This is a genomic window from Aurantiacibacter sp. MUD11 (genome assembly GCF_026967575.1).
GTDB lineage: Bacteria > Pseudomonadota > Alphaproteobacteria > Sphingomonadales > Sphingomonadaceae > Alteraurantiacibacter.
The window spans coordinates 1,670,863-1,695,970 of sequence record NZ_CP114054.1 but is presented as its reverse complement, the minus strand read 5'-3'; the positions used below and the strand labels follow the sequence as shown (position 1 = coordinate 1,695,970).

25 protein-coding genes and 3 pseudogenes are annotated in these 25,108 nt (G+C 65.6%); 7 read left to right on the top strand and 21 right to left on the bottom strand.

Features of this window, described 5'->3' with window-relative positions; translation table 11 throughout:
• The first annotated feature begins 109 nt into the window (after positions 1-109).
• Both OZN62_RS08450 and OZN62_RS08445 read left to right on the top strand, forming a co-directional pair.
• Complete coding sequence (locus tag OZN62_RS08450) at positions 110-2,254, top strand: S9 family peptidase (protein ID WP_269099154.1); 2,145 nt, start codon at positions 110-112, stop codon at positions 2,252-2,254.
• Entirely contained in the window at positions 2,251-2,655 is a 405-nt protein-coding gene (locus OZN62_RS08445; RefSeq protein WP_269099152.1) for an acyl-CoA thioesterase, read from the top strand. Before OZN62_RS08450 ends, OZN62_RS08445 begins: the two co-directional genes overlap by 4 nt.
• Before the next feature lie 22 nt (positions 2,656-2,677).
• Here the strand turns inward: OZN62_RS08445 and OZN62_RS08440 are convergent, their stop codons facing one another.
• The 11 genes from OZN62_RS08440 to OZN62_RS08390 all read right to left on the bottom strand — a co-directional run bounded on the left by OZN62_RS08440 (position 2,678) and on the right by OZN62_RS08390 (position 12,751).
• The gene (locus OZN62_RS08440) at positions 2,678-4,318 is read right to left on the bottom strand and encodes a GGDEF domain-containing protein (protein ID WP_269099151.1); all 1,641 of its coding nucleotides are present in this window, start codon (positions 4,316-4,318) and stop codon (positions 2,678-2,680) included.
• A 163-nt stretch (positions 4,319-4,481) separates the two neighbouring features.
• Entirely contained in the window at positions 4,482-5,597 is a 1,116-nt protein-coding gene (gene ald, locus OZN62_RS08435; protein WP_269099150.1) for an alanine dehydrogenase, read from the bottom strand.
• Between the two features lie 113 nt (positions 5,598-5,710).
• The gene (locus tag OZN62_RS08430) at positions 5,711-6,715 is read right to left on the bottom strand and encodes an alpha/beta fold hydrolase (RefSeq protein ID WP_269099149.1); all 1,005 of its coding nucleotides are present in this window, start codon (positions 6,713-6,715) and stop codon (positions 5,711-5,713) included.
• Positions 6,715-7,953 carry an SGNH/GDSL hydrolase family protein gene (locus OZN62_RS08425; protein WP_269099147.1) on the bottom strand — a complete coding sequence of 413 codons (1,239 nt, stop codon included), beginning with the start codon at positions 7,951-7,953 and terminating at the stop codon, positions 6,715-6,717. The genes OZN62_RS08430 and OZN62_RS08425 overlap by 1 nt, the downstream gene beginning before the upstream one ends.
• Positions 7,954-8,042: 89 nt before the next feature.
• A complete protein-coding gene (locus OZN62_RS08420) occupies positions 8,043-9,485 on the bottom strand; it encodes an ATP-binding protein (protein ID WP_269099145.1) in 1,443 nt (480 codons plus the stop codon).
• Between the two features lie 351 nt (positions 9,486-9,836).
• Positions 9,837-10,286, bottom strand: coding sequence for an META domain-containing protein (locus tag OZN62_RS08415; protein WP_269099143.1), 450 nt, complete (start codon positions 10,284-10,286; stop codon positions 9,837-9,839).
• A 35-nt stretch (positions 10,287-10,321) separates the two neighbouring features.
• On the bottom strand, positions 10,322-10,504 hold the full coding sequence (locus OZN62_RS08410; protein WP_269099142.1) for a hypothetical protein: 183 nt from the start codon (positions 10,502-10,504) through the stop codon (positions 10,322-10,324).
• Between the two features lie 54 nt (positions 10,505-10,558).
• Positions 10,559-10,822: a hypothetical protein gene (locus tag OZN62_RS08405; RefSeq protein WP_269099140.1), complete on the bottom strand. Its 264-nt coding sequence runs from the start codon at positions 10,820-10,822 to the stop codon at positions 10,559-10,561.
• A gap of 1 nt (position 10,823) precedes the next feature.
• Positions 10,824-11,333 carry a hypothetical protein gene (locus tag OZN62_RS08400; protein ID WP_269099138.1) on the bottom strand — a complete coding sequence of 170 codons (510 nt, stop codon included), beginning with the start codon at positions 11,331-11,333 and terminating at the stop codon, positions 10,824-10,826.
• 1 nt (position 11,334) lies between these two features.
• Complete coding sequence (locus tag OZN62_RS08395; RefSeq protein WP_269099137.1) at positions 11,335-11,949, bottom strand: hypothetical protein; 615 nt, start codon at positions 11,947-11,949, stop codon at positions 11,335-11,337.
• 10 nt (positions 11,950-11,959) lie between these two features.
• Positions 11,960-12,751 (bottom strand): hypothetical protein, encoded by a 792-nt coding sequence (locus OZN62_RS08390; protein ID WP_269099135.1) that lies wholly within the window; start codon positions 12,749-12,751, stop codon positions 11,960-11,962.
• A gap of 154 nt (positions 12,752-12,905) precedes the next feature.
• Between OZN62_RS08390 and OZN62_RS08385 the strand changes: the two genes are divergently transcribed.
• Entirely contained in the window at positions 12,906-13,367 is a 462-nt protein-coding gene (locus OZN62_RS08385) for a hypothetical protein (protein WP_269099134.1), read from the top strand.
• A gap of 10 nt (positions 13,368-13,377) precedes the next feature.
• The gene (locus OZN62_RS08380) at positions 13,378-13,962 is read left to right on the top strand and encodes a helix-turn-helix transcriptional regulator (protein WP_269099133.1); all 585 of its coding nucleotides are present in this window, start codon (positions 13,378-13,380) and stop codon (positions 13,960-13,962) included.
• A gap of 20 nt (positions 13,963-13,982) precedes the next feature.
• Here OZN62_RS08380 and OZN62_RS08375 read toward each other — a convergent pair whose 3' ends face one another.
• From OZN62_RS08375 to OZN62_RS08340, 8 genes are all read right to left on the bottom strand, one after another.
• On the bottom strand, positions 13,983-14,597 hold the full coding sequence (locus tag OZN62_RS08375; RefSeq protein ID WP_269099131.1) for a hypothetical protein: 615 nt from the start codon (positions 14,595-14,597) through the stop codon (positions 13,983-13,985).
• A 117-nt stretch (positions 14,598-14,714) separates the two neighbouring features.
• On the bottom strand, positions 14,715-15,485 hold the full coding sequence (locus tag OZN62_RS08370; protein WP_269099130.1) for a sugar-transfer associated ATP-grasp domain-containing protein: 771 nt from the start codon (positions 15,483-15,485) through the stop codon (positions 14,715-14,717).
• Positions 15,403-16,983: a 7TM domain-containing protein gene (locus OZN62_RS08365; RefSeq protein ID WP_269099127.1), complete on the bottom strand. Its 1,581-nt coding sequence runs from the start codon at positions 16,981-16,983 to the stop codon at positions 15,403-15,405. The genes OZN62_RS08370 and OZN62_RS08365 overlap by 83 nt, the downstream gene beginning before the upstream one ends.
• Positions 16,973-17,875 carry a hypothetical protein gene (locus OZN62_RS08360; RefSeq protein ID WP_269099126.1) on the bottom strand — a complete coding sequence of 301 codons (903 nt, stop codon included), beginning with the start codon at positions 17,873-17,875 and terminating at the stop codon, positions 16,973-16,975. Before OZN62_RS08360 ends, OZN62_RS08365 begins: the two co-directional genes overlap by 11 nt.
• A gap of 169 nt (positions 17,876-18,044) precedes the next feature.
• Positions 18,045-18,950 carry a 30S ribosomal protein S6--L-glutamate ligase gene (rimK, locus tag OZN62_RS08355; protein WP_269099125.1) on the bottom strand — a complete coding sequence of 302 codons (906 nt, stop codon included), beginning with the start codon at positions 18,948-18,950 and terminating at the stop codon, positions 18,045-18,047.
• Between the two features lie 9 nt (positions 18,951-18,959).
• On the bottom strand, positions 18,960-19,454 hold the full coding sequence (locus OZN62_RS08350; RefSeq protein WP_269099123.1) for an ATP-dependent zinc protease family protein: 495 nt from the start codon (positions 19,452-19,454) through the stop codon (positions 18,960-18,962).
• A gap of 9 nt (positions 19,455-19,463) precedes the next feature.
• Positions 19,464-21,812 carry a DNA translocase FtsK gene (locus tag OZN62_RS08345; RefSeq protein ID WP_269099122.1) on the bottom strand — a complete coding sequence of 783 codons (2,349 nt, stop codon included), beginning with the start codon at positions 21,810-21,812 and terminating at the stop codon, positions 19,464-19,466.
• 82 nt (positions 21,813-21,894) lie between these two features.
• Positions 21,895-22,431, bottom strand: coding sequence for a thiamine phosphate synthase (locus tag OZN62_RS08340; RefSeq protein WP_269099121.1), 537 nt, complete (start codon positions 22,429-22,431; stop codon positions 21,895-21,897).
• A gap of 20 nt (positions 22,432-22,451) precedes the next feature.
• Between OZN62_RS08340 and OZN62_RS08335 the strand changes: the two genes are divergently transcribed.
• Both OZN62_RS08335 and OZN62_RS08330 read left to right on the top strand, forming a co-directional pair.
• A complete protein-coding gene (locus tag OZN62_RS08335) occupies positions 22,452-23,120 on the top strand; it encodes a YggS family pyridoxal phosphate-dependent enzyme (protein ID WP_269099120.1) in 669 nt (222 codons plus the stop codon).
• Positions 23,121-23,152: 32 nt separating this feature from the next.
• Positions 23,153-23,656, top strand: coding sequence for a hypothetical protein (locus tag OZN62_RS08330; RefSeq protein WP_269099119.1), 504 nt, complete (start codon positions 23,153-23,155; stop codon positions 23,654-23,656).
• Positions 23,657-23,677: 21 nt separating this feature from the next.
• Here OZN62_RS08330 and OZN62_RS13970 read toward each other — a convergent pair.
• Positions 23,678-24,550, bottom strand: a pseudogene (locus OZN62_RS13970) (diguanylate cyclase domain-containing protein); the annotation flags it as partial.
• Here OZN62_RS13970 and OZN62_RS13965 point away from each other — a divergent pair.
• A pseudogene (locus tag OZN62_RS13965) lies at positions 24,459-24,740 on the top strand (hypothetical protein); the annotation flags it as partial. The pseudogenes OZN62_RS13970 and OZN62_RS13965 overlap by 92 nt on opposite strands.
• Here OZN62_RS13965 and OZN62_RS13960 read toward each other — a convergent pair.
• Positions 24,623-25,036: pseudogene (locus OZN62_RS13960) on the bottom strand (GAF domain-containing protein); the annotation flags it as partial. The pseudogenes OZN62_RS13965 and OZN62_RS13960 sit on opposite strands and share 118 nt — an antisense overlap.
• Positions 25,037-25,108: the final 72 nt, after the last annotated feature.

The following is a 25,108-nucleotide window of genomic DNA, read 5'->3' as shown; positions in this document are numbered from 1 at the left end:
GTAATTCCGGTTCCAGAGGAAACAATTTGGCTATAGGCAGGCGACATAGGCCTTTGCCGCGCGGCTTTCCAGTCGTGCGCGGGGCAAGTCTTCCGGGGGACGCTTCCTAATGTCGATCATCCGCAACATCACCCTTGCCGCGCTGGCTGCCGCCGCTACGGCGCTTCCGGCAAATGCACAGGACGCAGAAGTGAATTACGATACCAGCATCCAGCCGCCGCGCGCCGAACAGCGCGAGCACAGCTATACCTACCACGGCATCACCGTTTCCGATCCCTATGCGTGGCTGCGCGACGAGAGCTATCCGGTCATCGATGACGAGGACGTGCTTGATTACCTGCGCGCCGAGAACACCTATTTCGAAACACAGATGGCCGGCCAGCAGCAGCTGGTCGAGACGCTGTTCACCGAGATGCGCGGGCGCATCAAGGAAGACGATTCCAGCGTGCCGCAGCGTGATGGCGACTGGATCTACTGGTCGGAATTCGAAGAGGGCGGCGAATATCGCAAGTACTACCGCCGCCCGGCCGAAGGCGGCGAGGCGGTGCTGTTCCTCGACGGCCCGGCACTGGCCGAAGGGCACGAGTATTTCAGCCTGGGCGATATCTCGGTCAGCGAAAGCGGGCGCTACGTCGCCTATTCGACCGACACCAGCGGCGCGGAACGCTACACCGTGCAGATCCTCGACACCGAGACCGGCGAACTGCTGCCCGATACCATCGAGGACACCAACACCGGCCTGATCTGGGCGGCGGACGATTCCATGCTGGTCTATGGCCGCGCCAACGAGAACTGGCGTGTCGACCGCATCTTCGCCCACACCATCGGTGAGGATTCGGCCAACGATGTCGAAATCTATCACGAGGCGCAGCTGGGCTTCACCACTTCGCCGGGCCTGTCCTCCAACCGCGAATGGCTGATCATCGCGGCCGGCGACAACGAGACGAGCGAAGTCCGCTTCATCCCGATCACCGACCCGACCGCAGAGCCGATCCTGGTGCGCGAGCGCCAGACCGGGGTCGAGTACTCGGCCGACATCCGCGAGGGCACGCTCTACATCTGGAGCAATGACGAGCACGTCAATTTCCGCCTCGCCACCGCCCCGCTCAGCGATCCGGGCAACTGGACCACGCTGATCGAAGGCTCGGACGAATTCTACCTGACCGGCTTCGATCTGTTCCGCGATTTCTACGTCACCGAAGGGCGCCTCAACGGCCTCGATCAGGTGCAGATCCGTTACTACGACGACCCCTCGCGGGTGGAGACCATCGCCTTCCCGGAAGCGACCTATACAGCGGGCACCTCCAACAACCCGGAATGGGCGGTCGACCGCATCCGGCTGAGCTACGAAAGCCCGATCACGCCCGACACGGTGTACGATTACCACGTTGCCAGCCAGGAGCTGGAAACGCTCAAGGTGCAGGAAATCCCGAGCGGTTTCGATCCCTCGCTCTACACGGTGGAGCGCATCCAGGTGCGTGCGCGTGACGGGGCGATGGTGCCGGTCAGCATCGTCTATCGCACGGACCGCGAAATGGGCGGGCCGCTGCACATGTATGCCTATGGCGCCTACGGTTTCGCCTATCCGCCCAACTTCTCGACCACGCGCTTCAGCCTGATCGATCGCGGCGTGGCCTATGCCATCGCGCACATCCGCGGCGGCGATGACCTGGGCCGCAACTGGTACCTGCAGGGCAAGATGGAAGAGCGCACCAACACGTTCAACGACTTCGTCGACGTGGGGCGCGGCCTGATCGAACTGGGCTACACCTCCGAGGGCCAGATCTCCGCCAGCGGCGGTTCTGCCGGCGGCGAGCTGATGGGCGCCGTGGTCAACCAGGCACCCGAACTGTTCGGCGCGGTGGTGGCGCATGTGCCTTTCGTGGACGTGCTGACCACCATGCTCGACACCAGCCTGCCGCTGACGCCGGGCGAATGGCCGGAATGGGGCAACCCGATCGAGAGCAAGGCGGCCTTCACCCACCTGCTCAGCTATTCGCCCTACGACCAGGTCATTGCGCAGGACTACCCGCCGATGCTGGTGACGGCCGGCCTCAACGATCCGCGCGTCACCTATTGGGAGCCCGCCAAGTGGGTAGCCAAGCTGCGTGAGCTGAAGACCGACAACAACATCCTGCTGCTGAAGACCAACATGGGCGCCGGCCACGGCGGGCGCTCGGGCCGCTTCGAAGGCCTGCGCGAGACAGCGGAGGAAGTGGCCTTCATCCTCTGGCAGCTCGGCATCGAGGAGTGAGCAACAGCTACAGCCGGACCTTCACCGCCTTGCCCGAGCACATCGACGCCAACGGGCACGTCAACAACGCGGTGTGGGTCCGGTGGATGGAGGAACTCGCCGTCGCGCACTGGATAGCGCAGGCGCTGCCCGAACATGTCGAGGCCTATGCCTGGGTCGTGACCCGGCACGAGATCGACTATCGCGGCAACGTGGGCGAGGGCGCCGAGGTGCAGGCCCTGACCGAAATCCGCGAAGGCCCGCGCGGGGCGCGCTTCGACCGCCACTTCACCTTCACCGACAGCGAAGACCGGGTGCTGGTGCGCGCCAAGACGACCTGGGCCATGGTGGAAAAGGACAGCGGCCGACTGCTGCGCGTGCCATCCGAAGTGGCGGCTCCGTTCATGCCCCAAATGGGCTGAATCGCTGGGCTGAGGCGTCGGGCTAGGCCGCGGCGCGGCGCTCCACGCTGGTGCGCGGACGGAAGACCTTCAGACGCTCCGACATGGTGCAGTCGCGCCCGCTGGCCTTGGCTTCGTAGAGCAGCCGGTCGGCGCGCGCATAGAGTGCCTCGAAGCTGGCATCGGCCAACGCATCGGCGGGCGCCTCGACGATGCCCATGCTGGCGGTCACCGGCTCGCCGCGCGGCGAGGAGGCCTCTTCGGTAATGGCGAGGCGGCGCTGCTCGGCGCGCTCGAGCGCATGTTTGCCGCGCAGCAGCAGGATGAACTCCTCGCCGCCCATGCGGAAGGCCAGCGAGTTGTCGTCGTCGGCACGCAAGACCGCCGCGACCTTCTTCAGCACGTGGTCGCCGGCGGTGTGGCCGTGCCTGTCGTTGACGCTCTTGAAATGGTCGAGGTCGATCACGGCCAGCGTGGTGAATCCCTCGGCCCGCAAGGCGGCAAAGCGCGCCTCGATGGCGCGTCGATTGAGCAGGCCGGTCAGCGCGTCACGCTCGCTCAGCTCTTCCAGCGTGCGGGCCTCGGTTACGGCTAGGTCGCGCTCGCGCTTGATCTTCAGGAAGCGGTCGGTCACGGCATAGGCGGTCACGATGACCTCGAAGGCCAGCGCCAGGTTCTGCACCCAATAGGTGTCGAGGACGAACTCGGGAGCGAACAAGGCCTTGGCCACGCGCGACACGCCTACCAGCAGCAGCGGGAGGTGCGCGAGGATGATGAATTTCATGGCGCGGCTGCCCATGCTCAGGGCGCGCACCAGAATCACTCCCAGCGCAGCGAGGTAGGCGAGGTAGCCTACATAGTAGACGGTCCCTGCCGACACGCCGACGATGGGCAGGCCGAAGGATGCAAACAGTCCGAGGAAAGCCGTCCCCGCCGCCATGCCGTAGAGCAGGCGTCGGTGAAACCTGTTGAAGATGCCGTGTTCGACGAAGTTGAGGATGAACAGGCTGCTGGCGCTGACCATCAGGTCGAACGACAGGATCGAGACCGCCCGCTGCGTGTACATGGCCAGGTCGGTGAACATCAGCAGCAGGCCCGAGACTGCCGCAGTCTGCACCACTGCCAGGGCACAGAAGGCCGCATGATAGAGCGGGAAGGGGTTGCGCAGCGTGCGATAGAAACCGACGTCGAAGAATATTGGTGCCAGCAGCAGGCCGCAGAGCATCGCGGCGAGCAGGTGGTCGAGCCCGGCAATGGCGCGCATGGGCGGGCCGCGGACCGGCTCGGCGGCCAGCCAGCGCACCGCCGACGGTGCGCCTTCGACGATCAGCATCACGGCGACCGGTGGCGTATCCAGCTGCGGGATGGGAATGCCGGCTTCCAGCAAGTCCCGTCCCGGCGCGAGTTCGTTGCGGCCGAGAGTGATGGCAGCGCGGCTGCCATCCGCCCCGATGGCGACGACTTCCATCTGGTCGAAGTGCAGCCGCACCACTTTCAGGTGATCGGGCGCGGCCTGTCCTGCGGGCAGGTCGCGCAGATCCAGCCGCAGCGCGACCCGTTCGTGCGTGCCCATATCGTGCGGATCGCAATTCCACAGTGCCGGCTGGCTGCTGAGCTCGGCATAGCCCATCGAACCGGGCGCATCGGCAAAGCACTGCGATCCTGGGGCAAAGGCACTCGTCATATCCTGCGCGGCCAGCGGGCGCGCAAGCACACACGCAACCAGTGCGAGCATGACTGCAAGAAGTGACTTGGCATGGGACCCTACCATGCCTTTGAAATAGGCGGTTCCGCCTTAGAATGCGTTAAATCCGCTGCGGCAATTTTTGCGCCTGCTTCCCAGTAACTTAGGCGATTGCTGCCTCGATCGAAAGCAGATCGTAACCAAGTTCGCTAGCCACCGCCGGATAGGTAATGCGTCCGGCGTGCACGTTCAGGCCCTGTGCCAGGTGCGGATCGCTGCGCATGGCTTCCTTCCAGCCGAGGTTCGCGATGCGGATGGCGTGGGGCAGGGTGACGTTGTTCAGCGCATAGGTGCTGGTGCGGCTGACCGCGCCCGGCATGTTGGCAACGCAGTAGTGCACGATGTCGTCGACGACATAGGTCGGCTCGTCATGCGTGGTGGGACGACTGGTCTCGAAGCAGCCGCCCTGGTCGATGGCGACGTCCACCAGCACCGCGCCGGGCTTCATGGTCTTGAGCATTTCGCGGCTGACCAGCTTGGGCGCTGCCGCACCCGGCACCAGCACGGCGCCGACCACCATGTCGGCTTCCGCCACGGCCTCCTCCAGGTTGGCGCGGCTGGCGAAGCGCGTGCTTGCGCGCGCCTCGAAATGGGTGCCGACCTTCTCCAGCACTTCGGGGTTGAGGTCCATGATCACCGTATCGGCACCCAGTCCGGCGGACATCTGCGCGGCATTGAAGCCGACCACGCCGCCGCCGATCACCACGACCTTGCCCGGCATCACGCCCGGTACGCCGCCCAGCAGCACGCCGCGCCCGCCATTGGCCTTCTCCAGCGCAGTGGCGCCGGCCTGGATGGACATGCGACCGGCCACCTGGCTCATCGGCTTCAGCAGCGGCAGGCCGCCGCGCGGGCCGGTAACGGTTTCATAGGCGATGCAGGTGGCGCCCGACTTCACCAGCCCTGCCGTCTGCTCGGGATCGGGAGCGAGGTGGAGGTAGGTGTAGAGCACCTGGCCTTCGCGCAGGCGGGCGATCTCCTCGGCCTGCGGTTCCTTCACCTTCACGATCATTTCGCATTCCGCGAAGACTTCCTCGGCGGTGTCGACCACCTTGGCGCCGCGCTCGCGATATTCGCTGTCGAAGGCGCCGATACCGGCACCTGCGCCGCTCTCCATCCACACCTCGTGGCCATTGGCGACCAGTTCGCCGGCACTCTCCGGCGTCAGGCCGACGCGGTATTCACGGTTCTTGATTTCGCGGGGGCAGCCGATGCGCATGGGTCAAATCTCCGATTCAGGACAGCCTCGTCCTCTGGCGCCGGGTCGTTACATACGAAACTTGTTTCACGCAATGCCATTCGCCTGCACGCGCCCCGCCGGGGGATAGAGTCCTAATCCTCGCCGGCGATGAAAGCTCCCGCAGCAGCGGTCCAGACGTCGGGATTGCAGCGGAAATCGCCGTGCCCGCAGCCCTCGTCGGTGACCAGCAGCGGGAAGCCCGCCAGCCGGGCGAAGTCCATCGCCGGGCCGGGGGCGACGATGCGATCCTCGCGGCTGACCACCACCATCATTTCGACGCGGCGGCCCAGCTCGCGCGCGGCCAGCTCCATGTCGCCATCGAAATGGCGCGAGATGTCGTGGTCGATCATCGCCTCGCCCTGGCGCTCGAGGTCCCAGCTGGTCCCCTCGTCGAAAGTGTCCTCGGCCGCGCGGGTCTCGATGAAGTCGAAGGCGTCCTCGCGCGCGACGGTATCGTTGGCGACGCCGATGGGGCGCGTGGTGAGGCCGAAGCCGGCATTGATCGCCCGCGCTTCGGGGCAGCGACAGGCGCGTTCCCAGGCGCGGATGGCGTTCAACGTGTCCCAGCGGACGATGTCGTAGGCGGGCAGGCGCGGGCTGCCGATGACGGGGACGAAACGATCCGCGAAATCAGGATAGCGCGCGGCCCATTCGAAGGTCTGCATCCCGCCCATCGAGATGCCTGTGATCGCGTGCAGGTGATCGATGCCGAGATGTTCGGTCAGCAGCCGGTGCTGGCTTTCGACCATGTCGGCGATGGTCAGTGCCGGGAACGCACCCAAGGGCTGGCTCGGCGAATTGCTGGGCGAGATCGACACGCCATTGCCGATGGGATCGACGAGGATGACGAAGTAGCGCTCCGGATCGAGCAGCGGGGCAGTGGCGATGAAGGCCATGGCCTCGGTCCGTCCGCCGTACCAGGCGGGCACCAGCACGGCGTTGTCGCGCGCCTCGTTCAGCGTGCCGTGGGTGCGATAGCCGATACGGCAGTCGGTGATTTCGCCGCAGGTGCCGAGATCGGCGAACTGCTGTTCCTGCGCCGCTGCGGGAGTGGCAAGGCCGGCCAAGGCCGCGAGAAAGACGAGGAGCCGCCGCATTATTCTGCCTCCGGAGTGAACAGGGCGAGATCGATGGACTCGCCGACCGCGCGCAGGCCGGTGTCGGAGCCATGCAGGAAATCGCCCATGTGATAGCCCTCGCGCATGGTGGCGGGATCGTCCGGCTCGGCAAAGGCGAGGTCGAGCCGGGTGACTGCGTCGAACTCGCCCGAATTGACGATCCAGTCGTTGATCTGCTGGCGTGCGGCCTCGCCTTCCTCGCTCCAGTACATCGCGCCCTTGTAGGGGCCGATGGGCGAGCCGATGACGGTGATGCCCTCGGCATGGGCACGGGCGATCAGTTGGCGATAGCCGGCGATCATCTGCTCGGCGTCGATTTCCGGCTGGTCCAGCGCCAGCCCGCCAATGCCGCCGCGCTGCGGGCCATAGCGGTTGCCGATGTCGTTGACGCCGACGAAGACGATCATGTGCGTCACGTTCGGCAGGCTCAGCACGTCCTCGTCGAACCGTGCCAGTGCGCTTTCGCCCATGCCCGGGCTGAGCACGCGGTTGCCGCTGATGCCGGCATTGGCGACGGCATATTCGAGGCCGGCTTCTTCCAGCCGCTCCGCCAGCACGTCGGGCCAGCGACGGTCTTCGCCGGGGGTGGAGCCGACACCGTCGGTAATGGAATCGCCGAAGGTGACGATGGTGCCCAGCGCATCGTCGGAATCGACCTCCACCACCGACAGGAAGGCGCGGTGCATTCCGGTGGTGGCAGGCTCCCAGGCCTCGCCCACGTGGTTGCCGGGGGCGGAGACGGCCAGCGTGTCCAGCCCGGTAAGGTGGCAGGTGCAGGGGCCGGTTGCTTCAGGCACGTAGAATTCCACCTTCACCTTGTCGAAATCGCCGGTGACCAGGGCCACCACGTCGCTGGCGAAAGGCGCGCCGCGCGGCACGACCCCGCCTGTAGCGCCGCCAAAGGTCAGCGGTCGGCTGGAGCCGGGCACTTCCGCGCCGTCATCGTCGAGCAGCACGATCCGTGCCTCGCCGATATGCAGCGGGCGGTCGCCATAGCGATTGGTGAAGCGTACGCGCAGCCGGTCGCCGCCTTCGGACAGGCGCAGCACCTGGCTGATGGTGACATCCTCGTACTCGGCGGCGGCGAAGGGACCTTCGGTGGTCAGCGGCGCGTGCGGCGATGCCGTCCAGCTGGCAACCCAGTTGTCCTGCGCGGCCAGGGGTGCTGCCGCCAGTAATGCGGCGGCGGGAATGAGCGAACGGACAATCGTGAACACGGCTTTTCTCTCCCATGCGGCGCCTCGACCGCTTTCCCAGCAGCTTAGCGAGGCGGTGCGGGAGGGCAAATGATTTGCCGTCCGGCAAATCAGGCCATGACGTTCTCGATGCCGGGCACGGTGATCGTGCGCTCACCGCCGAAATCCTCGTGCACGGCGATGAGGCCGGTCTTCTCGAGATGCTCCAGCAGGCGCCGGATGCGTCCGGGGGAAGCGGTGCCGTAGACGCGCGCCAGCTGTTCCTCGTCCGGCGAGCCCTGACCCAGCGCGGCGGTCACCACGATGGCGAGGTATGGCGCCAGCACGTCGTCGGCGACGCCCTCGGCCATGCGTTCGACCACCTCGCGCTGTTCGGCGTCCAGCTGGTCCACCCCGGCGCTGGCGAAGGCGAACAGGCGGCGGAACGCGGGCATGTCGACATGGGCGCTGGCCACACCCTGCTGGCGGCAGCGGGTGGCGAAATCGCGGAACAACGTGCTGGCGGGGCGGAAGGTCGCGCCTTCCTCGGCCGCCAGTTCGCGCAGCACCGTGTCGACATCGCCAGCCGGTGCAGACGGTTTATCCGACACGGCTGCCGGCTCCGCCCGCCTGGCCATGCTGTCCGCCAGGGTTTCGACCGCGGGGGGTGCTGGCGGCGGCGGAGGCGGGGCGCGGTGCACCTGTTCGGCAGCTTCCGCCGCCAGTTCGGCGTGCAGCAGTTCGCCCATCTCGGCCGCGTCGGCTTGCGGCAGCGGGGTGAGCGCAGAGGCGGCGTTCTTGCCGCCCGATTTCACCGCGCCGATATGCACGGCCACCGGGCGGCGGCTGATCGCCGGGCCAAGACCGAGGAAATGCCCGCGCTGCAAGTCACGGATACGCTCCGCCTGCTTGCGGTCCATGCCCAGCAGGTCTGCCGCGCGCTGCATGTCGATATCGAGGAAGGTGCGCCCCATCAGGAAGTTCGAGGCTTCCGCCGCGACGTTCTTGGCCAGCTTGGCGAGGCGCTGCGTGGCGACGATGCCGGCAAGGCCGCGCTTGCGCCCGCGGCACATCAGGTTGGTCATGGCCGCCAGCGTCATGCGGCGCGTGTCCTCGGCCATTTCGCCCGCGGCGGAGGGCGCGAACATCTGCGCCTCGTCCACCACCACCAGCGCCGGGAACCAGTGCTCGCGCGGGGCGTCGAACAGCGCGGTGAGGAACTGCGCGGCGCAGCGGATCTGCTGCTCCACCTCCAGCTCTTCCAATGCCAGCACGACAGAAGCGCGATGCTGTCGCACGCGGCGGGCGAGCGCCTCTATCTCGCGCGGGGAATAGCCGGCGCTGTCGATCACCACGTGGTCGAAATGGTCGGCGAGGCTGGTGAAATCGCCCTCCGGATCGATCACGACCTGCTGGACCAGCCCGGCGCTCTGTTCCAGCAGGCGGCGCAAAAGGTGCGACTTGCCGCTGCCCGAATTGCCCTGCACCAGCAGGCGCGTGGCGAGCAGTTCTTCCAGGTCGATTGCCACGGGGGTTCCGTGCGCGTCCTTGCCGATTTCAATGCCTGCCTTCACCGGATCAGGGATAAGGGCGGTGATTGATTCGGCCTAGGTGCGCGGGGTGGTTTATCCAGCGATTGTTACGGTCAAGGACTGCTTGCCGGATTTGGGAGAGGTATCTGCCTCATGCATGAGGCCTTTTTCGCCAGCGCTGGCATTGCCGCCCTGGCAGTGCAGCATGCCCGGCCCGATGGTCGACTGGGTCGAGAACGATGCGGCACCTGCTGCGATCACGGCGCAGCCCATGGCCGAATCGCTATCGTCAATGCCGCTTGCCGGAAGGCTTCGCAACTAGCTGCGCCAGCGCCGCCAGTGGCGCATGCCGCGCAGCCTTCTGCCTATCGATGACCTAGCTACCGATTGCCTTCAGCGGGCCACAAAACCGAAAATCGTATCGTCCGAGCGAAGCATCAGCGAACGTCCTTCAACGCCCAATTCGTAGCTGTCGACCTGCGGCAGTTCCGCTGCCAGTCGCTCGCCATAGGAGGGCGACTGGCACAGCGCCCGCGTCGATGCCACCCGGTCAATGGACAGATCGCCCGTCCCGCCGCCACGTGGATCGGCATCCCAGCTGGAGTTGCCCCGGTTGCAATCGAGCTGCAGCGAGATCGAACCGTCGCGCAGGAACGTAATGTTGTGCCGGTCGCCCAGTTGCGGACGCAGACGGATTTCCTCCTGCCTGTCGATGATGCTTTCCAGGTACCAGGTATTCGCGATCAGGGCTCGCTCATCGGGCGAAAGTTCGGGCGTGGTGGCACAGCCGGCAAGGAGCATTGAGCCAGCCGTGGCAACGGCGGCAATTTTCAAAGAGTGCATTTGATCTCTCCTGTTGGTCGGGCGCGCAAGAGGGATCACCCTGCGCTGTAAGGCCAGACGAGATTGAGGATGAACAGCGGGATGAACAGGGCGATTGCCGTAATCAGCACACGCTTACCCGTGCCGGCGTTATCGGTCAGCTTGGTCTTCTTCAGCAGGAACAGCACGATCGCGATGATGACGGCAGAAGCTGCCATGTGCGGCCAATTGAATTCCATTACCTTTTCTCCTTCTTGAGAGAGTTGCAGGCATCTGTACCAGTGGCGCGCGTCCTATCGCTTCGACAGCCAGAACAGGATTGCCGCGTTGACCATCGGTGCCGCCGCCATCAAGGCGGCACCTTGCAGTCCCAGAGCGTCTGCCAGCAGGTTCCATGGCAGGCCGAGTGGCAGCAGGAACACGCCGGAAAGCGGATCCTGCTCCTGCCCGAACCAGCCGTAGGTGCCCACCAGCAGCAAGCCCAGTGCGAGCACGTAAAGCCCCGCGAAGATCACGAAGAGCCACTTCAGCAGCGGCCTTCCGGGCTTCGCGGTCATGTCACCCGCCTTCGACGAAAGCGTCGACGATCACGTACGATTCCGGGCCGTAGTTGATGAAGATGCGGCCATTCTCGGTGATGGATTCGAAGGTCCAGCCGGCAGAACCGTCCGCCTGCGCGCTGTCGGCGCCATAGGCTTCGAGGCCGCGGAAGAAGATCGCCCGCGTCCGCCCGTCGGGTTTGGTCACCTCCACCAAAGTCGTGCCGTCCTCGCCCCAGTTGCGGATCACGCCTGCCGAGCAGCTCTGTGTCGCATCCTGGTTGTCGAAGCCGCACTGCACCTGGGCCGTAGCGTGGTATTCGGTTCCCGGCACCAGCGCGTCCTCAGTCGGGTCGACTTCGGCCACATCGACTTCTGCTGCAGCGTTCGAATCCGCAGCCTCCGCCGGTGCGTCATTGGCAGGTTCTGTGCTTTCCTCGCTGCCGCATGCTGCGAGAGCGGCACAGGCGATACTCGCCCAGAGTGCCCGTTTCATCGGACCTGTTCCCATGTTGGCGATAAGGGTCATGTCACAGGTCTCCTTCGCTGCTGGCGAACATCACTTCGCCGATGGTCCCGTCGCGATAGGCAAGACAGCGCCAGGGAGCGGCCGCACCATCGACGTTGACGTAGATGGCGATCGCCGCTTCGGACTCTTCGATGCGGTTGGTCCCGATGACTCTGGCGCCGGTTTCCGCTGCGACGCGATCGGCACAGCGCGTTTCCAGGCTGTTGGGGCCGCGAATGGCGACTGCACGCGAAGTCGGGGCGGCAGCTGCCGCCTCGGGCGGCGGCGGACCGTTCTCGCTCATACCGACATTGGCATCGCCCATCGACACCGAAACCACGGTAACCCCGTCGATCTCGGCGACGATTTCGCCGCCGAGGGCGCCGGCCTGCACGGCAGTCGGGCAGCCGACCAGCACGGCGCTGTCGTCGAGGTAATTCGAAGTCGCGGCGCTCTCGCCGAGCCGCATGCAGGGATCGCCTGCGGCCGGATAGCCGTCTCCGAATGCCGCTACACTAACGGGCCAGGCGAAGCCGTCGGCTTCGCCTTCGGGCAGTGGTTCATCTCCCGCGACCTCGCCCCCGCAGGAGGCGAGGGGCAGGGCTAGCGCGACGCTGATCAAGGCAAGTTTGCGCATGCACTTCTCCTTAGCGGCAATTGGGGTGCTGGCCGATATCGCGGATATCGTAGATATGGCCGTCGGCGATGGTCATCTGCACGCATTGGCGCGTGTCGTTGTTCCACTGGATCGAGTAGCGGGTGTTGCCGCTGGTGAAGTTGTCGACTTGGTTGAACCCGCGCCGACCCATCTCATCCATGGCACCGGCCGCCCGCGCTCCCTGGAGATCGTTGATGCTCACGGCTGGATGATAACCGCCGCGCCGCGAATGGTGGCGCAGGTTGGCCTCGCGCTCGTCCACGCCTGCCGAATAGCCCGCAGAGTAGCCTTCCGAACGGCTACGGTTGTGGTAGGCGGCATTGTGCAGGCCGTCAGTATAGCCGCGGTCGAAATCCCGCTCGTAGTCGCTGTCTTCACTGTGCTGGTCGTCGTCGTGGTGGTTGTCGCGGTGCGAGAACAGCGCGCCAAGTATGGCAGCGCCCGCGACAACGGCTACCGCTGCGCCAGCATTGCCCTGGTGGTGGCCGCAATCCTGGTCGCTAGCGTCAACGATCATTTCCACCCGACCGTTGTATTCCTCGACACGCACGCAGTCGTCATCGTCTTCGTGCCACCAGTAACTGTAGGTGTAGCCCATGCTGTTGCTGTTGTTGCCGGTGTGCACGAACCCGCGGCCGTAAAGGGCACGTTCTGCATCGCTGGCGTACATGCCATTGATGTCGACGAGCTGTGCTGCCTCTTCCGCATAGACGGCGACGGGCAGTGCCGCGACGGCGAGGGCAGCCAGCGAACAGGTGGTGAAACGCAGTGTGGGTGACATTGATCTATCCTCTCTCGGAACAAGGCGAACTAGGTTGAAAGCCCAGCTCGCGACGGCCAACAGATCGCGGTAGTGGCTTGACCGTCAATGGTATCCAGTGACAGCAAGATCAGTATTAGGTGACACGAAGAGGAGATCGGCGCGCGGTGAGCGTATGAGCAGGCTGGACCATTCATTTGCAGGTAACGAATCGGTCGCGAACGGCGGCGACGTCGAGCTGCGGACCACGCCTTCAGCTTTCCTGCGACAGATCTTCGACGAACTGGGGCAGCCTGAGTGGATGACCGCCGGCACCTTGCTGGTCGGCGAGGGCGAATGGCCCCAGCGGATCACTGTCCGCGATCATCTGGTGATGACGGGCAACCTCGTGCTTTACGGTCCCGATCCGGCCTACCACATCGAATTCTGCAAGGCGGGGGTGCCCCTCTACTACGGTGCGCTGGAAACCGCGATGCGCTATGCGCCGACGATTGCCGAGGCCTACGCCGTGATCGCCGATTATGCCTCGGAGCGCCCGGGCTGGGTGCGGTTCGAGGCCCGCGAGCGAGACGACTGGTACGAGCTCATGATCAGCCCCGGCACGCACTTGGGGGGCCGCGCGCAGCCCGATCACTGAAGTGCCGGCGATGGCCTTTTCGCTGCTGGTCAGCCGGTATCTTGGCCGCCCGACCCCGGAAACGCGGGTGCAGTTCGGATATTCTGCCCCGGCCCACGCCGACCGGCTGTGCGAGGTGCTGGAGGGCGAGGTGGTGTTCGATGCACCCTACACCGCCATCCTCGTCCCGCGCGCTTTGGCCCACCAGCCCAACATCGCCTTCGACCACCAGGTGTGGCAAACCGCGAGCGAGATGTGTGCGGCGGAGCAGCGGGGGCAGCAGGCGAGCGATCCGCTGGGCGACTTCGCCCTGGCTTTCGAGCACCTGCTTGCCGCGCGGGCACGGCCGCCGCGACTGGGCGAGGTTGCCGAACACCTCGGCATTTCTCAGCGCACACTGATCCGCCGCCTGCAGGCCAACGGCTGGACTTTCGCGCGTTATCGCGAGGCCCGCTTGCAGCCGCGGCTGGAGCAGTTGCTGGCCGACCCGTCGTTGACGCTGGAGGAAGTCGCATCGCGCCTCGGTTTCTCCGATTCCTCGGCCTTTGCACGCAGCTTCAAGCGGCGTTTCGGACAGACGCCCGGCCAGTTCCGCAAGGCTCTCGACGTTCCCTAGGTCCGCAGGGTTCTGGCTGCCTAGGGCCTGTAGACCCAGTACTTCTCGCCCCAGCGCTCTTCCAGGTCGGCCAGGCACTCGCGATGGATTTCGCGTACGCGTTCCGGCGTCATGTAGTCGGCGGGGTCGATTTCCTCGATCCGCAGCGTCGACTTGTCCTCGTAGAGGTGTTCGCCCTTCAGCAGGGCGTTCTCGTCGTAGGGCCAGATGAAGGCCTGGCGCGAGTGGACGAGGTAGAGGCCGTCGTCCTTGTCGACCTTGTGACCCAGCTTCTTCAGCTCCGCCCCGGTCGACATCTGGTGGAACCACATCTCGTCGGCGATGCCCCAGTCGGCGACGGCGATCTTGTCGCCCGAATTCCACAGCACGATCTCGCCGATGCCGGAGTAGAAATCGTGCACGCCCTTGCGGCCGCTCACCTGGAACGGGTTCTCGCCCCAGGTGATATGGTAGACCGGGTCGTCGGCCATCATGTCGGGCGCGGTGATCTCGTCGAACATGGCCGCGCCTTCCAGGTGCACGTGGCGGCAATAGTTCTTCAGGATCGCACGGTGCAGCGGATTGTCGAGACTGTCGTGCAGCGCGATCGACGGATCCATGCAGGCGTAGACTTCGGCTTCGTACTTGCTGGGCATGTGTGCTCGTTCCTCCCTCTCGCGGAGAGGATGCCACGCTGCCCGATGCAGTCAACGAAAAGCCGGGTCAGGCGACCTGCTGCCCTTCGCGACGAGGCTGATGCGGCGGCAGGGATTTCAGAACACTTCGCCCGCTTCGATCATCTTGCCGCGCAGGCCCTGCATGGTGGTGTTCTGGATTTCGATGCCGGGGTGGGCGTTCACCTCGATCACCATCGGGCCTTCGTTGATGTCGTGGACGATATCGACGCCGCAATAGCCCAGGCCCACTGCCGGGCCGCTGAGCGAGGCGATCTCCATCACCTTCTTCCAGTGCGGGATGCGGAAGCCGATCAGGCGCCGCCCGGTGTCGGGATGGTGGGTGATGACCTTCTTGCCCTGCTTGGCGCGGAAGATCACGCCGCTGGCCAGGTCCACGCCCGCGCCGATGCCGCCCTGGTGCAGGTTGGCCTTGCCATCCGACTCGTTGGTGGGGAAGCGGGCCATGGCCATCAGCGGGCTGGTGCCGCGGCAGATCACGCGGATGTCGGGCAGGCCGTCGTCCACCAGCGAGGCGAATGTCGGGTCGGCACGGATCAGCGGTTCGATCAGTGCGGCGTCGTCCGACGCGGCATCGCCGGAAAACTGCCCGTCGACGATGCGGCGGACATGGTTCTGCACCTCGTCGCGGGTGATGATCTTGCCCGAGCCCTTGGCCCAGTGATCGCCCTTGCGCGACACGGCCAGCAGGATGCCGTCACCCTGCGAGCCGCGTGCCGGCTTGATTGCCCAGCTGTCGGGCAGGATCGCTTCGGGCCGGAAGCTGCTAAGCTGACCATAGCCGGAGATGACGGCGATTGTGCCGGTTGTTGCCACCCCGCCTTCCACCAGCGCCACCTTGGCCGCCACCTTGTCGCGTGCCCGCTCGATCGCCTGCCGCGGATTGTACTTCGCGATGATCGCGTTCCTCTCGTTGATCCCGAGAATGTCGTCGATTGGGACGCAGGAAGCCGAGGAGGGCAGGGTCGACGAGCGGCGAGAGGCTCGCACGTCGGCCGAAGAAGGCCGAGTGGCTTCCGGAGCCACGCTCGGCGGCGGGCTCGTACGGCGCTTGAGCAGCGAAAGCGGGTTCAGCATGGGCAGGTCCTTTGAACGTCTCGTTCAGTTCGGCGCGGATGCGGTCCCAATCGAAGGACGACAGGGGTTCGGCGGGCGACTTGGCCGGCTCTTCGGGTTTGGCTGCGAAAAGGTCCGACAGCGCGTCAGGCTTGACCAGTGGCTCGATGGAGCGGGCAAAGACTGGCGTGTCCTCCAGCGCGGGCGATTCCGACGCAGGGGTTTCCTGCGCGGCGATCGGCTCCGGCTCCGCAGCAGGGGCGGCGGGTTCTTCAGCCTGGGCCGGTCCGAAATTCTGTTTCGCCGCCTGCGCTTGCGACTGTTGCTGGGCCAGTGCGGTGACCACCAGCTGCCGGCCGGCCGCAGGCGGGTGCTTGGGGAAGACCGTCAGCTTGACGTCTTCCGGCACGCGGTCCTCTTCGTCCTGGTCGATGGCGGCACGTGCGGCCAGCACCTCGTCGATGGCGTCGTCCGGAATCACCTCGTCCCAGCCCATCTTGCGGCGCCAGCCTTCGTACCAGATCGGCATGAAGCGACCGATCTCGGTCATCCGCAGGCCGCGGTACCGGCCAAGGATGGTGATGGCGATGGCGGCGAAGCCGGGCAGCAGCAGCGGCGAAACCTCGATCAGCATCAGCGCCACCTGGCTGACCATCACGAACTGGATTACCAGCGCCAGCGCCAGCGTGTTGAAGGCGATGTGCGCGGCTTCGAAGTAGCCGTCCTTTTCCCATTGCCGCCACCAGCGCTCCACGCACAGCGCGGTCACCACGACGGGGAAGGCGTCGACCTGCAGTTCGGTGTCGAGAATGCCCTGCAGCGCGGCGAGTATGAACACCACCAGCGAGATCAGCACGCCGAGGAAGCCGACGCGGGTCATCCGCAGCTTCAGCAGCGACGGCGCGACGACCATGCCCGAGCCGATGGCGCAGATCATCACGATCGGGCCGAAGATCGGGCCGATCTGCAGGAAGGCGAGCGCGATCAGCATCGGCGTGAACAGGCCGAATGCCTTCATGCCGATGAAGCTTCGCGCCAGCACCACCAGGAAGGCGCCGATGGGCAGCACCATCAGCAGGTTGGACGGCTTCAGGCCCCAGACGGCCTGCGAAACGGCGATGCCGCCCAGTTGGGACGGCATGGAGAACGGGTTGCGGGTGTTGCTGAGGCCGAAGATCACCAGCACCGCGAGGATGCCGAGTACGGCCATGCCCAACAGGGCCGGTCGCCTGACCTGCGGCGTGGCGCGCTCGATGGCGACCCGGATGAAGGCGACCCGTTTAGAAAACATATCCGACGGACAGGCTGACCCGATAGCCCTCGCGATCGCGCACGGGATCGTTGGAATCGCTGAAGATGTACTTGGCCTCGGCCTCGATGCGCCAGTTGCCCGGCCACCACAGCAGCTCGATCTCCGGCACGTACTGGTCGTCCTCGCGCGGCTGGCCGTCAGGGGCGATGCGCCCGTCGAAGACAGTGTGACGCCATTCCATCGCCGGGCGGATGCGCAGGTCGCGGGTCAGCGGGTGAGTGTACGACAGGGCTGCGGATTCACGTGTGTAATTGCGCACCGGGTTGGCGGAATCGATCTCTTCCGCCCGCAGGTCCAGCCCGAGGTAGTGATACCGACCGAAACGATAGCGGTAGTCGAGATCGACGCGGATGCCATCACCCTGCGAGGCGGTACCGCCAGGGCCGGCAGTGTCGGCATATTCGCGTTCGCGCCAGGTTACCGTTGCCCGGACACGGTGGTCGAGCACGGGTTCGTATTCGATGCGGATGGCGGCGGAAACCTCGTCGGTGTCGCTGCTTTCCACGGTCACCAGGTCGTCGTAGATGCGGCCGCGCAGCTGTACTTCCCAGTCCTCGCCCAGTCCTTGCGTTACCGAGAGGGTGAACCGGTCGCGGTCGTACCGTGGACGACCGGTGGCAGAGCCGAAACGCTCCACCTGGATGCGGTCGGCCTCCAGCCGGAATTCGGTATTGTCGTCCTCCAGCGAGACGCTGAGCTGACCGCGCAGATAGCCACCGTCACCGTTGACGATCAGCTCGTCGTCCTGGTCGCTGCTTTCGGAACTGACGATCCCCAGCTCGACACGAGCCATCAGGTCCACTTTCCAGCTGTTCTCGTGTTCTTCCGCCGCAGCAGGCACGGCCAGCAACGCCGTGGCCAAAACGGCCAAAACGTTAACGAGCGCACGCCGCGCGGCGTTGAAAGATGGTCCCCCTGGCATGACGGGGGAAATACGCGGGTGAAGGTTTAGATATTGCTAACCCTAAACGGAAAGACCTCTCGCAGTTTCGGAGAAACCCGTAGCTGGACAACCAATACGGTTAGTTTGGTGAAAACAGCTAACCTTTTCCTTTCGTCTTGGTCTTGCCTTTCTTGGCATTGGCCACGACGAAATCGATGATGATGCCGGCCACGTCCTTGCCCGTGGCCTTTTCGATGCCTTCCAGTCCGGGCGAGGAGTTGACCTCCATGATCACCGGGCCGTGGTTCGATCGCAGCATGTCCACGCCGCAGACGTTCAGGCCCATGTGCCGCGCCGCGCGCACGGCGGTGGAGCGTTCCTCCGGGGTGATCTTGATCAGCTTGGCGCTGCCGCCGCGGTGCAGGTTGGAGCGGAAATCGTCCGCCGCGCCGGTGCGCTTCATCGCCGCGACCACCTTGCCGCCCACCACCAGCGCGCGAATGTCGGTGCCGCCCGCTTCCTTGATGAATTCCTGCACGAGGATGTTCACGTTGGCGCCGCGAAAGGCCTCGATCACCGACTTGGCGCTGCTCATCGTCTCTGCCAGCACCACGCCGATGCCTTGCGTGCCTTCCAGCAGCTTGATCACCACCGGCGGACCGTTGACCGCCTTGATGATCTCCTCTGCCGCCTTGGGGTCGTTGGCATAGGCGGTCAGCGGCAGGCCCAGGCCATGCTTGGCGAGGATCTGCATCGACCGCAACTTGTCGCGGCTGCGACCGATGGCGACGCTTTCGTTCAGCGGCCAGACGCCGCCCATCTCGAACTGGCGCAGCACGGCCAGGCCGTAATTGGTGATGGATGCACCGATACGCGGGATGACGGCATCGTAGCCGCTCACCGTCTCGCCGTTGTAGCTCACCGTCGGGCGGTGGCTGGCGATGTTCACGGTGCAGCGCGTAGTGTTGAGGATATCGAGGGTATGGCCGCGCTCTTCGGCAGCCTGCACCATTCGCTTGTGCGAGTAGAGCCTCGGGTTGCGGGCCAGCATGGCGATTTTCATGGGGGGTCCTTAGGGTTTGTGGCCCGCGACGGGCGCTTTTCCGGGAGTCTGGAGCCAGGAATGGCCCGAATCGACCAGAAAGCGCCGCCTAAGCGAAGACCGTCCGATTAGCATCGGAAATTTCATGTCCGACCGGTCCGCCAGGCTGATTTCCGCGCGGAAGGTCAGCGAACCGATGGTGAGCGGGGTCTTGATGATCATCCGCCGCTGCGTCTTGCCGTTGGAACTGGTGATGCCGCGCCAGTCGACATGCACGGCCTCGCAGATCTGGCGCACGTGTTGCTGTTCGAAATCGACCGCGAAGCGCACGTAGCTCTGGCCGTCACGCTCGAACTTCTCGAGAATTTCGGCGTGCAGCGAGGACGTGCGCGCGCCAGTATCAATCTTGGCGGGCACGCCATGCAGCCCCAGTTCGGGCAGCTCCACCAGCTCGCGCCAGCCTACGACAAGGCTGGGTGAACGCTTGGTCTTCTTCGGTTTGGTGTCGTCGGGCCTTGTTGCCATGCTGCCCGTCTAGAGCGGATTGCCGTCCCTGTCGCGATAGATTTCCCGGCGGCCGACATGGTTGGCAGGGCCGACCAGCCCCTCCTCTTCCATGCGCTCGATCCACTTGGCGGCGGTGTTGTAGCCCACGCCCATCTGGCGTTGCAGCCATGAACCAGAGGCCTTCTGGTTCTCGATCACGATCTGGCAGGCCTGGCGGTACTTGCGCTCGTCGGGATTGTCGGAGGCGGTGAACTCGTCCTCGAAGTTGAAGCCGCCGTCCTCCGGCTCCTCGGTGACGGAATCGATGTAGGCGGGCTCACCCTGGCCGCGCCAGTGTTCGGCCACCTTCTCCACCTCCTCGTCGCTGACGAAGGGGCCGTGGACACGCTTCAGCGGGCCGGTGTTGGGCTTGTACAGCATGTCGCCCTTGCCCAGCAGCTGTTCGGCACCCTGTTCGCCCAGGATGGTGCGGCTGTCGATGCGGCTGGTAACGTTGAAGCTGATGCGGGTGGGCAGGTTGGCCTTGATGACGCCGGTGATGACGTCGACCGAGGGCCGCTGCGTCGCCATGATCAGGTGGATGCCGGCGGCACGCGACTTTTGCGACAGGCGCTGGATCAGCACCTCGATCTCCTTGCCGACAACCACCATCAGGTCCGCCAGTTCGTCGACGATCAGCACGATCTGCGGCAGCACTTCGTAGTCCAGCTCCGCCTCTTCCACGATGGCCTCGCCGGTGTCGGGATCGTAGCCGGTCTGCACCGTGCGCTTCAGCGGCTTGCCCTTGGCGGCAGCGGCGGTGACGCGCTCGTTGAAGCTATGCAGGTTGCGCGCGCCGATCTCGCTCATCATGCGATAGCGCTTCTCCATCTCCTCCACGGCCCATTTCAGGCTGCGCACCGACTTGTGCGGCTCTGTCACCACCGGGGCGAGCAGGTGCGGGATGTCGTCGTAGCTCTTCAGCTCCAGCACCTTGGGATCGATCAGGATCAGGCGGCACTCGGCGGGCGTAAAGCGGTAGAGCAAGCTGAGCAGGATGGCGTTGAGCCCCACCGACTTGCCCGAACCGGTGGTACCCGCAACCAGCAGGTGCGGCATGGCGGCAAGGTCGGCCACGATCGGTTCGCCGGAAATGTCCTTGCCGAGGATGATCGGCAGGTTGCCCTTGGCGTTGACGAAGGCCTCGCTCTCGCACAGCTCGCGGAAGTTCACCGTCTGCCGCTGGGCATTCGGCAGTTCGATGCCCATCACCGTCTTGCCAGGGATCGGCGCGACGCGGGCGCTGATCGCGCTCATGTTGCGGGCGATGTCCTCGGCCAGGCCGACCACGCGGCTGGCCTTGATGCCGGGCGCCGGCTCCAGCTCGTACATGGTGACGACCGGACCGGTCTTCACCGCGGTAATCTCGCCCTTCACGTTGAAGTCGTCGAGTACGGTTTCCAGCAGGCGGGCGTTGCGTTCCAGCGCCAGCTTGTCGAGCGGCGGGGCCTGGTCGGGGTCGCCCTCTTCCAGCAGGTCGAGGCTGGGGAGGTCGTATTCGGCGAACAGGTCTTTCTGCTGCTTCTTGGGCGCAGGCTTGGCGCGGCGCGCGGGTGCGGCCGGATCGATGATCTCGGGTGGCTTGCGATCGGCGAAGGGAGAGGGAACGTCCTCGTCGTCGTCATCGCTGCCGGCGGCCTTGGCGCGGCGTGTCTTTCTCCGTTTTGGTTCGTCGGTCTTAAACGGATTATCCGGACCGGAGATTTTCGGGAAGGACGTCGCCCAGTTGGGGATGGTCAGCAGGCTGGCCCAGTCGACCGCGAACACCCGGCCCGCGAGTACCGCGCCGCCGACCAGGAAGAGCAGGCCGGCGCCAAGGATGCCCCAGAACTGCCCGGCTTCGGGCAGCAGGCCGGCCAGCGCACGCACGCCGTTCTCGCCCAGCAGGCCGGCAAGGCCGCCGGTGGAGGCGGGCAGGCTCCATTCGCGCGGTTCGGTGACCAGCGACAGCACCGTCGCCAGCAGCGCCATGGCCAGCAGCAGCGTCGCCACGGCGCGCCACCAGGGGCCGTCCCAGTGTTCGTCCTCGTCGGCATCGCGCCACAGCTTGCGCCCGATGACATAGGTCAGCGGCAGGAACAGCACGGAGACGAGGCCGAAGCCGGTCAGTACCAGGTCCGCCGCATAGGCGCCGGGGCGGCCCATCCAGTTGTCGATCACGTCGCCCGCGGCGGTGGAAAGCGAGGGGTCCGTCTGGCTGTAGCTGAGCAGCGCAATCGCCAGGAAGCCGGTGAAGGCGAACAGCAGCACCGCACCGGTCAGCTGCGCGGAGCGCACCAGCGAGCGACGGAATGCGGCGCGCCAGTCTGCGCCCTGATTGGTGGCCTTTGTGGCCATTTCGGGTCCCCTTGTACTGCGTCCCGCGCGAAGAATCGCAGACGGGGACTCGCGGGTCAATGTTGGTTTTGCGCGATCCGGATCAGCTCAGCCCGTCGATGGCGGCCCAGGCTGGCCAGTCCAGCCTGCGCGCACTCCGTGGCGTCATGCCGCCAAGCGCAATCACCGGCATCCGGGCGTGGCGCGCAAGGGTGCGGAACCTTGCCGTGCCCAGCGTCGATCCGCCCGGATGCGAACGGGTGGGAAAGACCGGCGAGAGCATGACGACATCGGCCCCGATACGGTTCGCCTGCGCAATCTCCCGCATGTCGTGCGCCGTGGCCACGTGCAGCAAGTTCTGCCGACGCGGGTAAAGCGACAGCGGCGCACCATAGATGCCGTCCGCGCCCCATTCGCGCGCGGTCAGGGCGCTATCCGACAGCACGACGAGGTGCCCCTCGGCGCGCGCGATACGCTCCAGCGCGAAATAGCGCGCAACGCGCTCTGCGGGTGACAGGTGATAGTGGCGGAAGACGAAGCCCACCGGCTCGGCAAAGCGGCGCAGCCGCTGTTCGAGCACGTGGTCGTTGCGCTCGTCCGACAGCAGCCAGAGGTTCGGCAGGGGCTGGAAAGCAGGCATGCCGACGCTATAGCGCGCGCATGAGCAAAAGCGCTACCGAACGTCTGGAGGCCGTCGAGGCCGAAATCGCCAAGGCCTGCAAGATCGCCAAGCGCGAGCGCGACGACGTCTCGCTGGTGGCGGTCAGCAAGACCCATCCGGCGGAGCGGATCGTCCCGTTGCTGGAAGCCGGGCAACGCATCTTCGGCGAAAACCGCGTGCAGGAAGCGCAAGGCAAGTGGCCCGAACTGCGCGAGCAATATCCCGATGTGGAACTGCACCTCGTCGGCCAGCTGCAATCAAACAAGGCGGAAGACGCGGTGCAGCTGTTCGACGTCATCCACTCGCTCGACCGGGCCAGCCTGGTGAAGGCGCTGGCCAAGGCCTTCGACAAGACCGGCCGCAAGGTGCCCTGCTTCGTGCAGGTCGACATCGGCGAGGAAGAGCAGAAGGGCGGATGCCCGATCAAGGACCTGCCTGACCTGCTGGCACAGGCGAAGGAGGCAGGCATCCCGGTGGCGGGCCTGATGTGCGTGCCGCCCTTCGGCATCGAACCGGCCCCCTATTTCGCGCTGCTGGCAAAGCTGGCCGACGATCACGGGCTGGAAGGCCGCAGCATGGGCATGAGCGGCGACTTTCCCACGGCCATCATGCTGGGCGCCACGCATATTCGCGTGGGCACGGCCCTGTTCGGAGAGCGCGGCAGTTGACGCCGCCGCGCTTCGGGCGTTGAGTGGCCACCATGAACGACATCGCAGGAAACCGCATGATGCACCGACTTCCGCTTGCCGCCGTTGCCCTCTCGCTTGCCGTGCTTGCCGCACCGGCAGCCGCGCAGGACGACGATCCCTATGCCGCCTGCGCTGCCCTGGGCGACGATGCCGCGCGACTGGCCTGCTTCGACGCCACCTATGCCGAACAGCGGGTGGTACTCGCCGAGCGCGAGGAACAACAGGAGGCCGAGCGGCAGGAGGTCTTCGGTTTCCGTGATCGCGACGACGACCTTGAGCGCGACGAGGACGCCGCAGAGGTACGTGCCACCGTCGCCGAGATCCTGCAGGGCGCGCGGCGATCGCAGGTGCTGTTGCTAGACAACGGCCAGCTGTGGCGCGAGGTGAGCGGATCGACCCTGCGCAACCGTGTGCGCGAGGGCTGGGTCGCCACCATCGAGCGGCACTGGAGCGGGGCCTATGAAATGCGTTTCGAGGGCCGCAGCGGCTACCTGCGGGTGACCCGCATCCAGTAAGCGCCGCGCGGGCGTGCGGCTCTAGCGACGGCCAGCGGAAAAGGTTTCGACCAGCATCCCGTCGCTGCGGGTCTGCTTGGCGACATACATCAGCTGGTCGGCCAGCTTGACGATCTCCGAAACGGAGAGGCGGCACTTTTCCTTGCCGCCGGGGATGAACAGCACGCCCGCGCTGATCGACAGGCGCCAGCCTTCCTCGCTGGCGAGCCGGTCCACGGCGCTGCGCAGCTGCTGGACCAGTTCGTGCGCCAGTTCCTCGTCCGGGCATTCGAGGATGGCGAAGAATTCGTCGCCGCCCCAGCGCCCGACGAAGCCGCCAACCCCGGCCGCCTTGCGCAGTGCGACGCCCACTTCCACCAGGCAGCGGTCGCCTTCGGCATGGCCGTAGCGGTCGTTGATCGCCTTGAACCCGTCGAGGTCCATGTAGACGATCGCCAGCGGCTCGTGCTTGCCCTCATTCCCCGCCAATGCCGCCAGCAGGCGGGCCTCCACTCCGCGGCGGTTGGGAAGCCCGGTCAGGGCATCGTTCATCGCCGCTGCTTCCGCTCGCTTGCGCGCGTTGATGTCTTCCAGCACGCCAACGAAGAATTCGGGAACGTCTTCCTCGTCGCGGACCAGCGAAACCGTCGAGTGCCCCCAAGCCACGCTGCCATCCGGGCGGATATAGCGCTTGTCGATCGAATGCGTGTCGATCTTGCCCGACAGCAGGTCGCGTACGCCATCCATGTCGGCCAGCAGGTCGTCGGGGTGCGTGATGCTCTGGTAGTCGCTGGCCATCAGCATTTTGCGATCGTGCCCGGTGATGGCGCAGAAGCGGTCGTTCACCGCGATGTACCGGCCGTCGGGCGCGACATGGGCGATGCCGACGGCGGCTTGTTCGAAGGTGGCGGCGAAACGGCGATGCTGGGTGGAAAGCTCCGCTTCCGCTTGCGAGCCGCGGGCGGCGGAAAAACCGATGGCAAGCGGCCCGGCCAGCAACTGCGCCACCAGCAGGTCGTCCGTGTCGAAGGCGAAGGGACGCCGGCAATGGAAGGTCAAGGTGCCGATGGCGCGGCCCATGAAGGGCACGGGCACGATGATGATCGAGCGGGCCTGGATGATCTCGAAGTGCACCGGGTCGACCCGTTCGTCGATGCTGGCATCCTCGATGATCGCGGGCTTGCCGGTCGTCAGCACTTCCATCGCCAGCGATTCGTCCAGTGCCAGGGTCAGTCCACGAAACTCGAGCAGTGTCCCCTGGCCTTCGTGCACGCGCAGCTGGTCGCCCTCGACCAGCGCCACGGCGGCACCCTCGGCATTGTTCATCAGTCGCATTGCCGTCTTGGTGACGACCCGCATCACCGTCGCGAAGTCGCGCGCGGCGGAGACTTCCGCTTGCATGGCGATGAGATCGCTCGACCAGTGAGCGAGCCGTTCAAGGTCTTGGTTGCCGGCACGCTGACGCGCAACCGG

Bases quoted from the DNA above. Each gene is read 5' to 3' on its own strand.
- OZN62_RS08405 (WP_269099140.1), bottom strand. From the start codon at position 10,822: ATGACCGCGAAGCCCGGAAGGCCGCTGCTGAAGTGGCTCTTCGTGATC.
- OZN62_RS08390 (WP_269099135.1), bottom strand. From the start codon at position 12,751: ATGTCACCCACACTGCGTTTCACCACCTGTTCGCTGGCTGCCCTCGCC.
- rimK (WP_269099125.1), bottom strand. From the start codon at position 18,950: ATGAAAATCGCCATGCTGGCCCGCAACCCGAGGCTCTACTCGCACAAG.
- OZN62_RS08335 (WP_269099120.1), top strand. From the start codon at position 22,452: ATGAGCAAAAGCGCTACCGAACGTCTGGAGGCCGTCGAGGCCGAAATC.
- OZN62_RS08365 (WP_269099127.1), bottom strand. From the start codon at position 16,983: ATGTTTTCTAAACGGGTCGCCTTCATCCGGGTCGCCATCGAGCGCGCC.
- ald (WP_269099150.1), bottom strand. From the start codon at position 5,597: ATGCGCATCGGCTGCCCCCGCGAAATCAAGAACCGTGAATACCGCGTC.
- OZN62_RS08340 (WP_269099121.1), bottom strand. From the start codon at position 22,431: ATGCCTGCTTTCCAGCCCCTGCCGAACCTCTGGCTGCTGTCGGACGAG.
- OZN62_RS08375 (WP_269099131.1), bottom strand. From the start codon at position 14,597: ATGCCCAGCAAGTACGAAGCCGAAGTCTACGCCTGCATGGATCCGTCG.
- OZN62_RS08385 (WP_269099134.1), top strand. From the start codon at position 12,906: ATGAGCAGGCTGGACCATTCATTTGCAGGTAACGAATCGGTCGCGAAC.
- OZN62_RS08450 (WP_269099154.1), top strand. From the start codon at position 110: ATGTCGATCATCCGCAACATCACCCTTGCCGCGCTGGCTGCCGCCGCT.
- OZN62_RS08415 (WP_269099143.1), bottom strand. From the start codon at position 10,286: ATGCACTCTTTGAAAATTGCCGCCGTTGCCACGGCTGGCTCAATGCTC.
- OZN62_RS08400 (WP_269099138.1), bottom strand. From the start codon at position 11,333: ATGACCCTTATCGCCAACATGGGAACAGGTCCGATGAAACGGGCACTC.
- OZN62_RS08330 (WP_269099119.1), top strand. From the start codon at position 23,153: ATGAACGACATCGCAGGAAACCGCATGATGCACCGACTTCCGCTTGCC.
- OZN62_RS08380 (WP_269099133.1), top strand. From the start codon at position 13,378: ATGGCCTTTTCGCTGCTGGTCAGCCGGTATCTTGGCCGCCCGACCCCG.
- OZN62_RS08410 (WP_269099142.1), bottom strand. From the start codon at position 10,504: ATGGAATTCAATTGGCCGCACATGGCAGCTTCTGCCGTCATCATCGCG.
- OZN62_RS08430 (WP_269099149.1), bottom strand. From the start codon at position 6,715: ATGCGGCGGCTCCTCGTCTTTCTCGCGGCCTTGGCCGGCCTTGCCACT.
- OZN62_RS08395 (WP_269099137.1), bottom strand. From the start codon at position 11,949: ATGCGCAAACTTGCCTTGATCAGCGTCGCGCTAGCCCTGCCCCTCGCC.
- OZN62_RS08440 (WP_269099151.1), bottom strand. From the start codon at position 4,318: ATGACGAGTGCCTTTGCCCCAGGATCGCAGTGCTTTGCCGATGCGCCC.
- OZN62_RS08350 (WP_269099123.1), bottom strand. From the start codon at position 19,454: ATGGCAACAAGGCCCGACGACACCAAACCGAAGAAGACCAAGCGTTCA.
- OZN62_RS08345 (WP_269099122.1), bottom strand. From the start codon at position 21,812: ATGGCCACAAAGGCCACCAATCAGGGCGCAGACTGGCGCGCCGCATTC.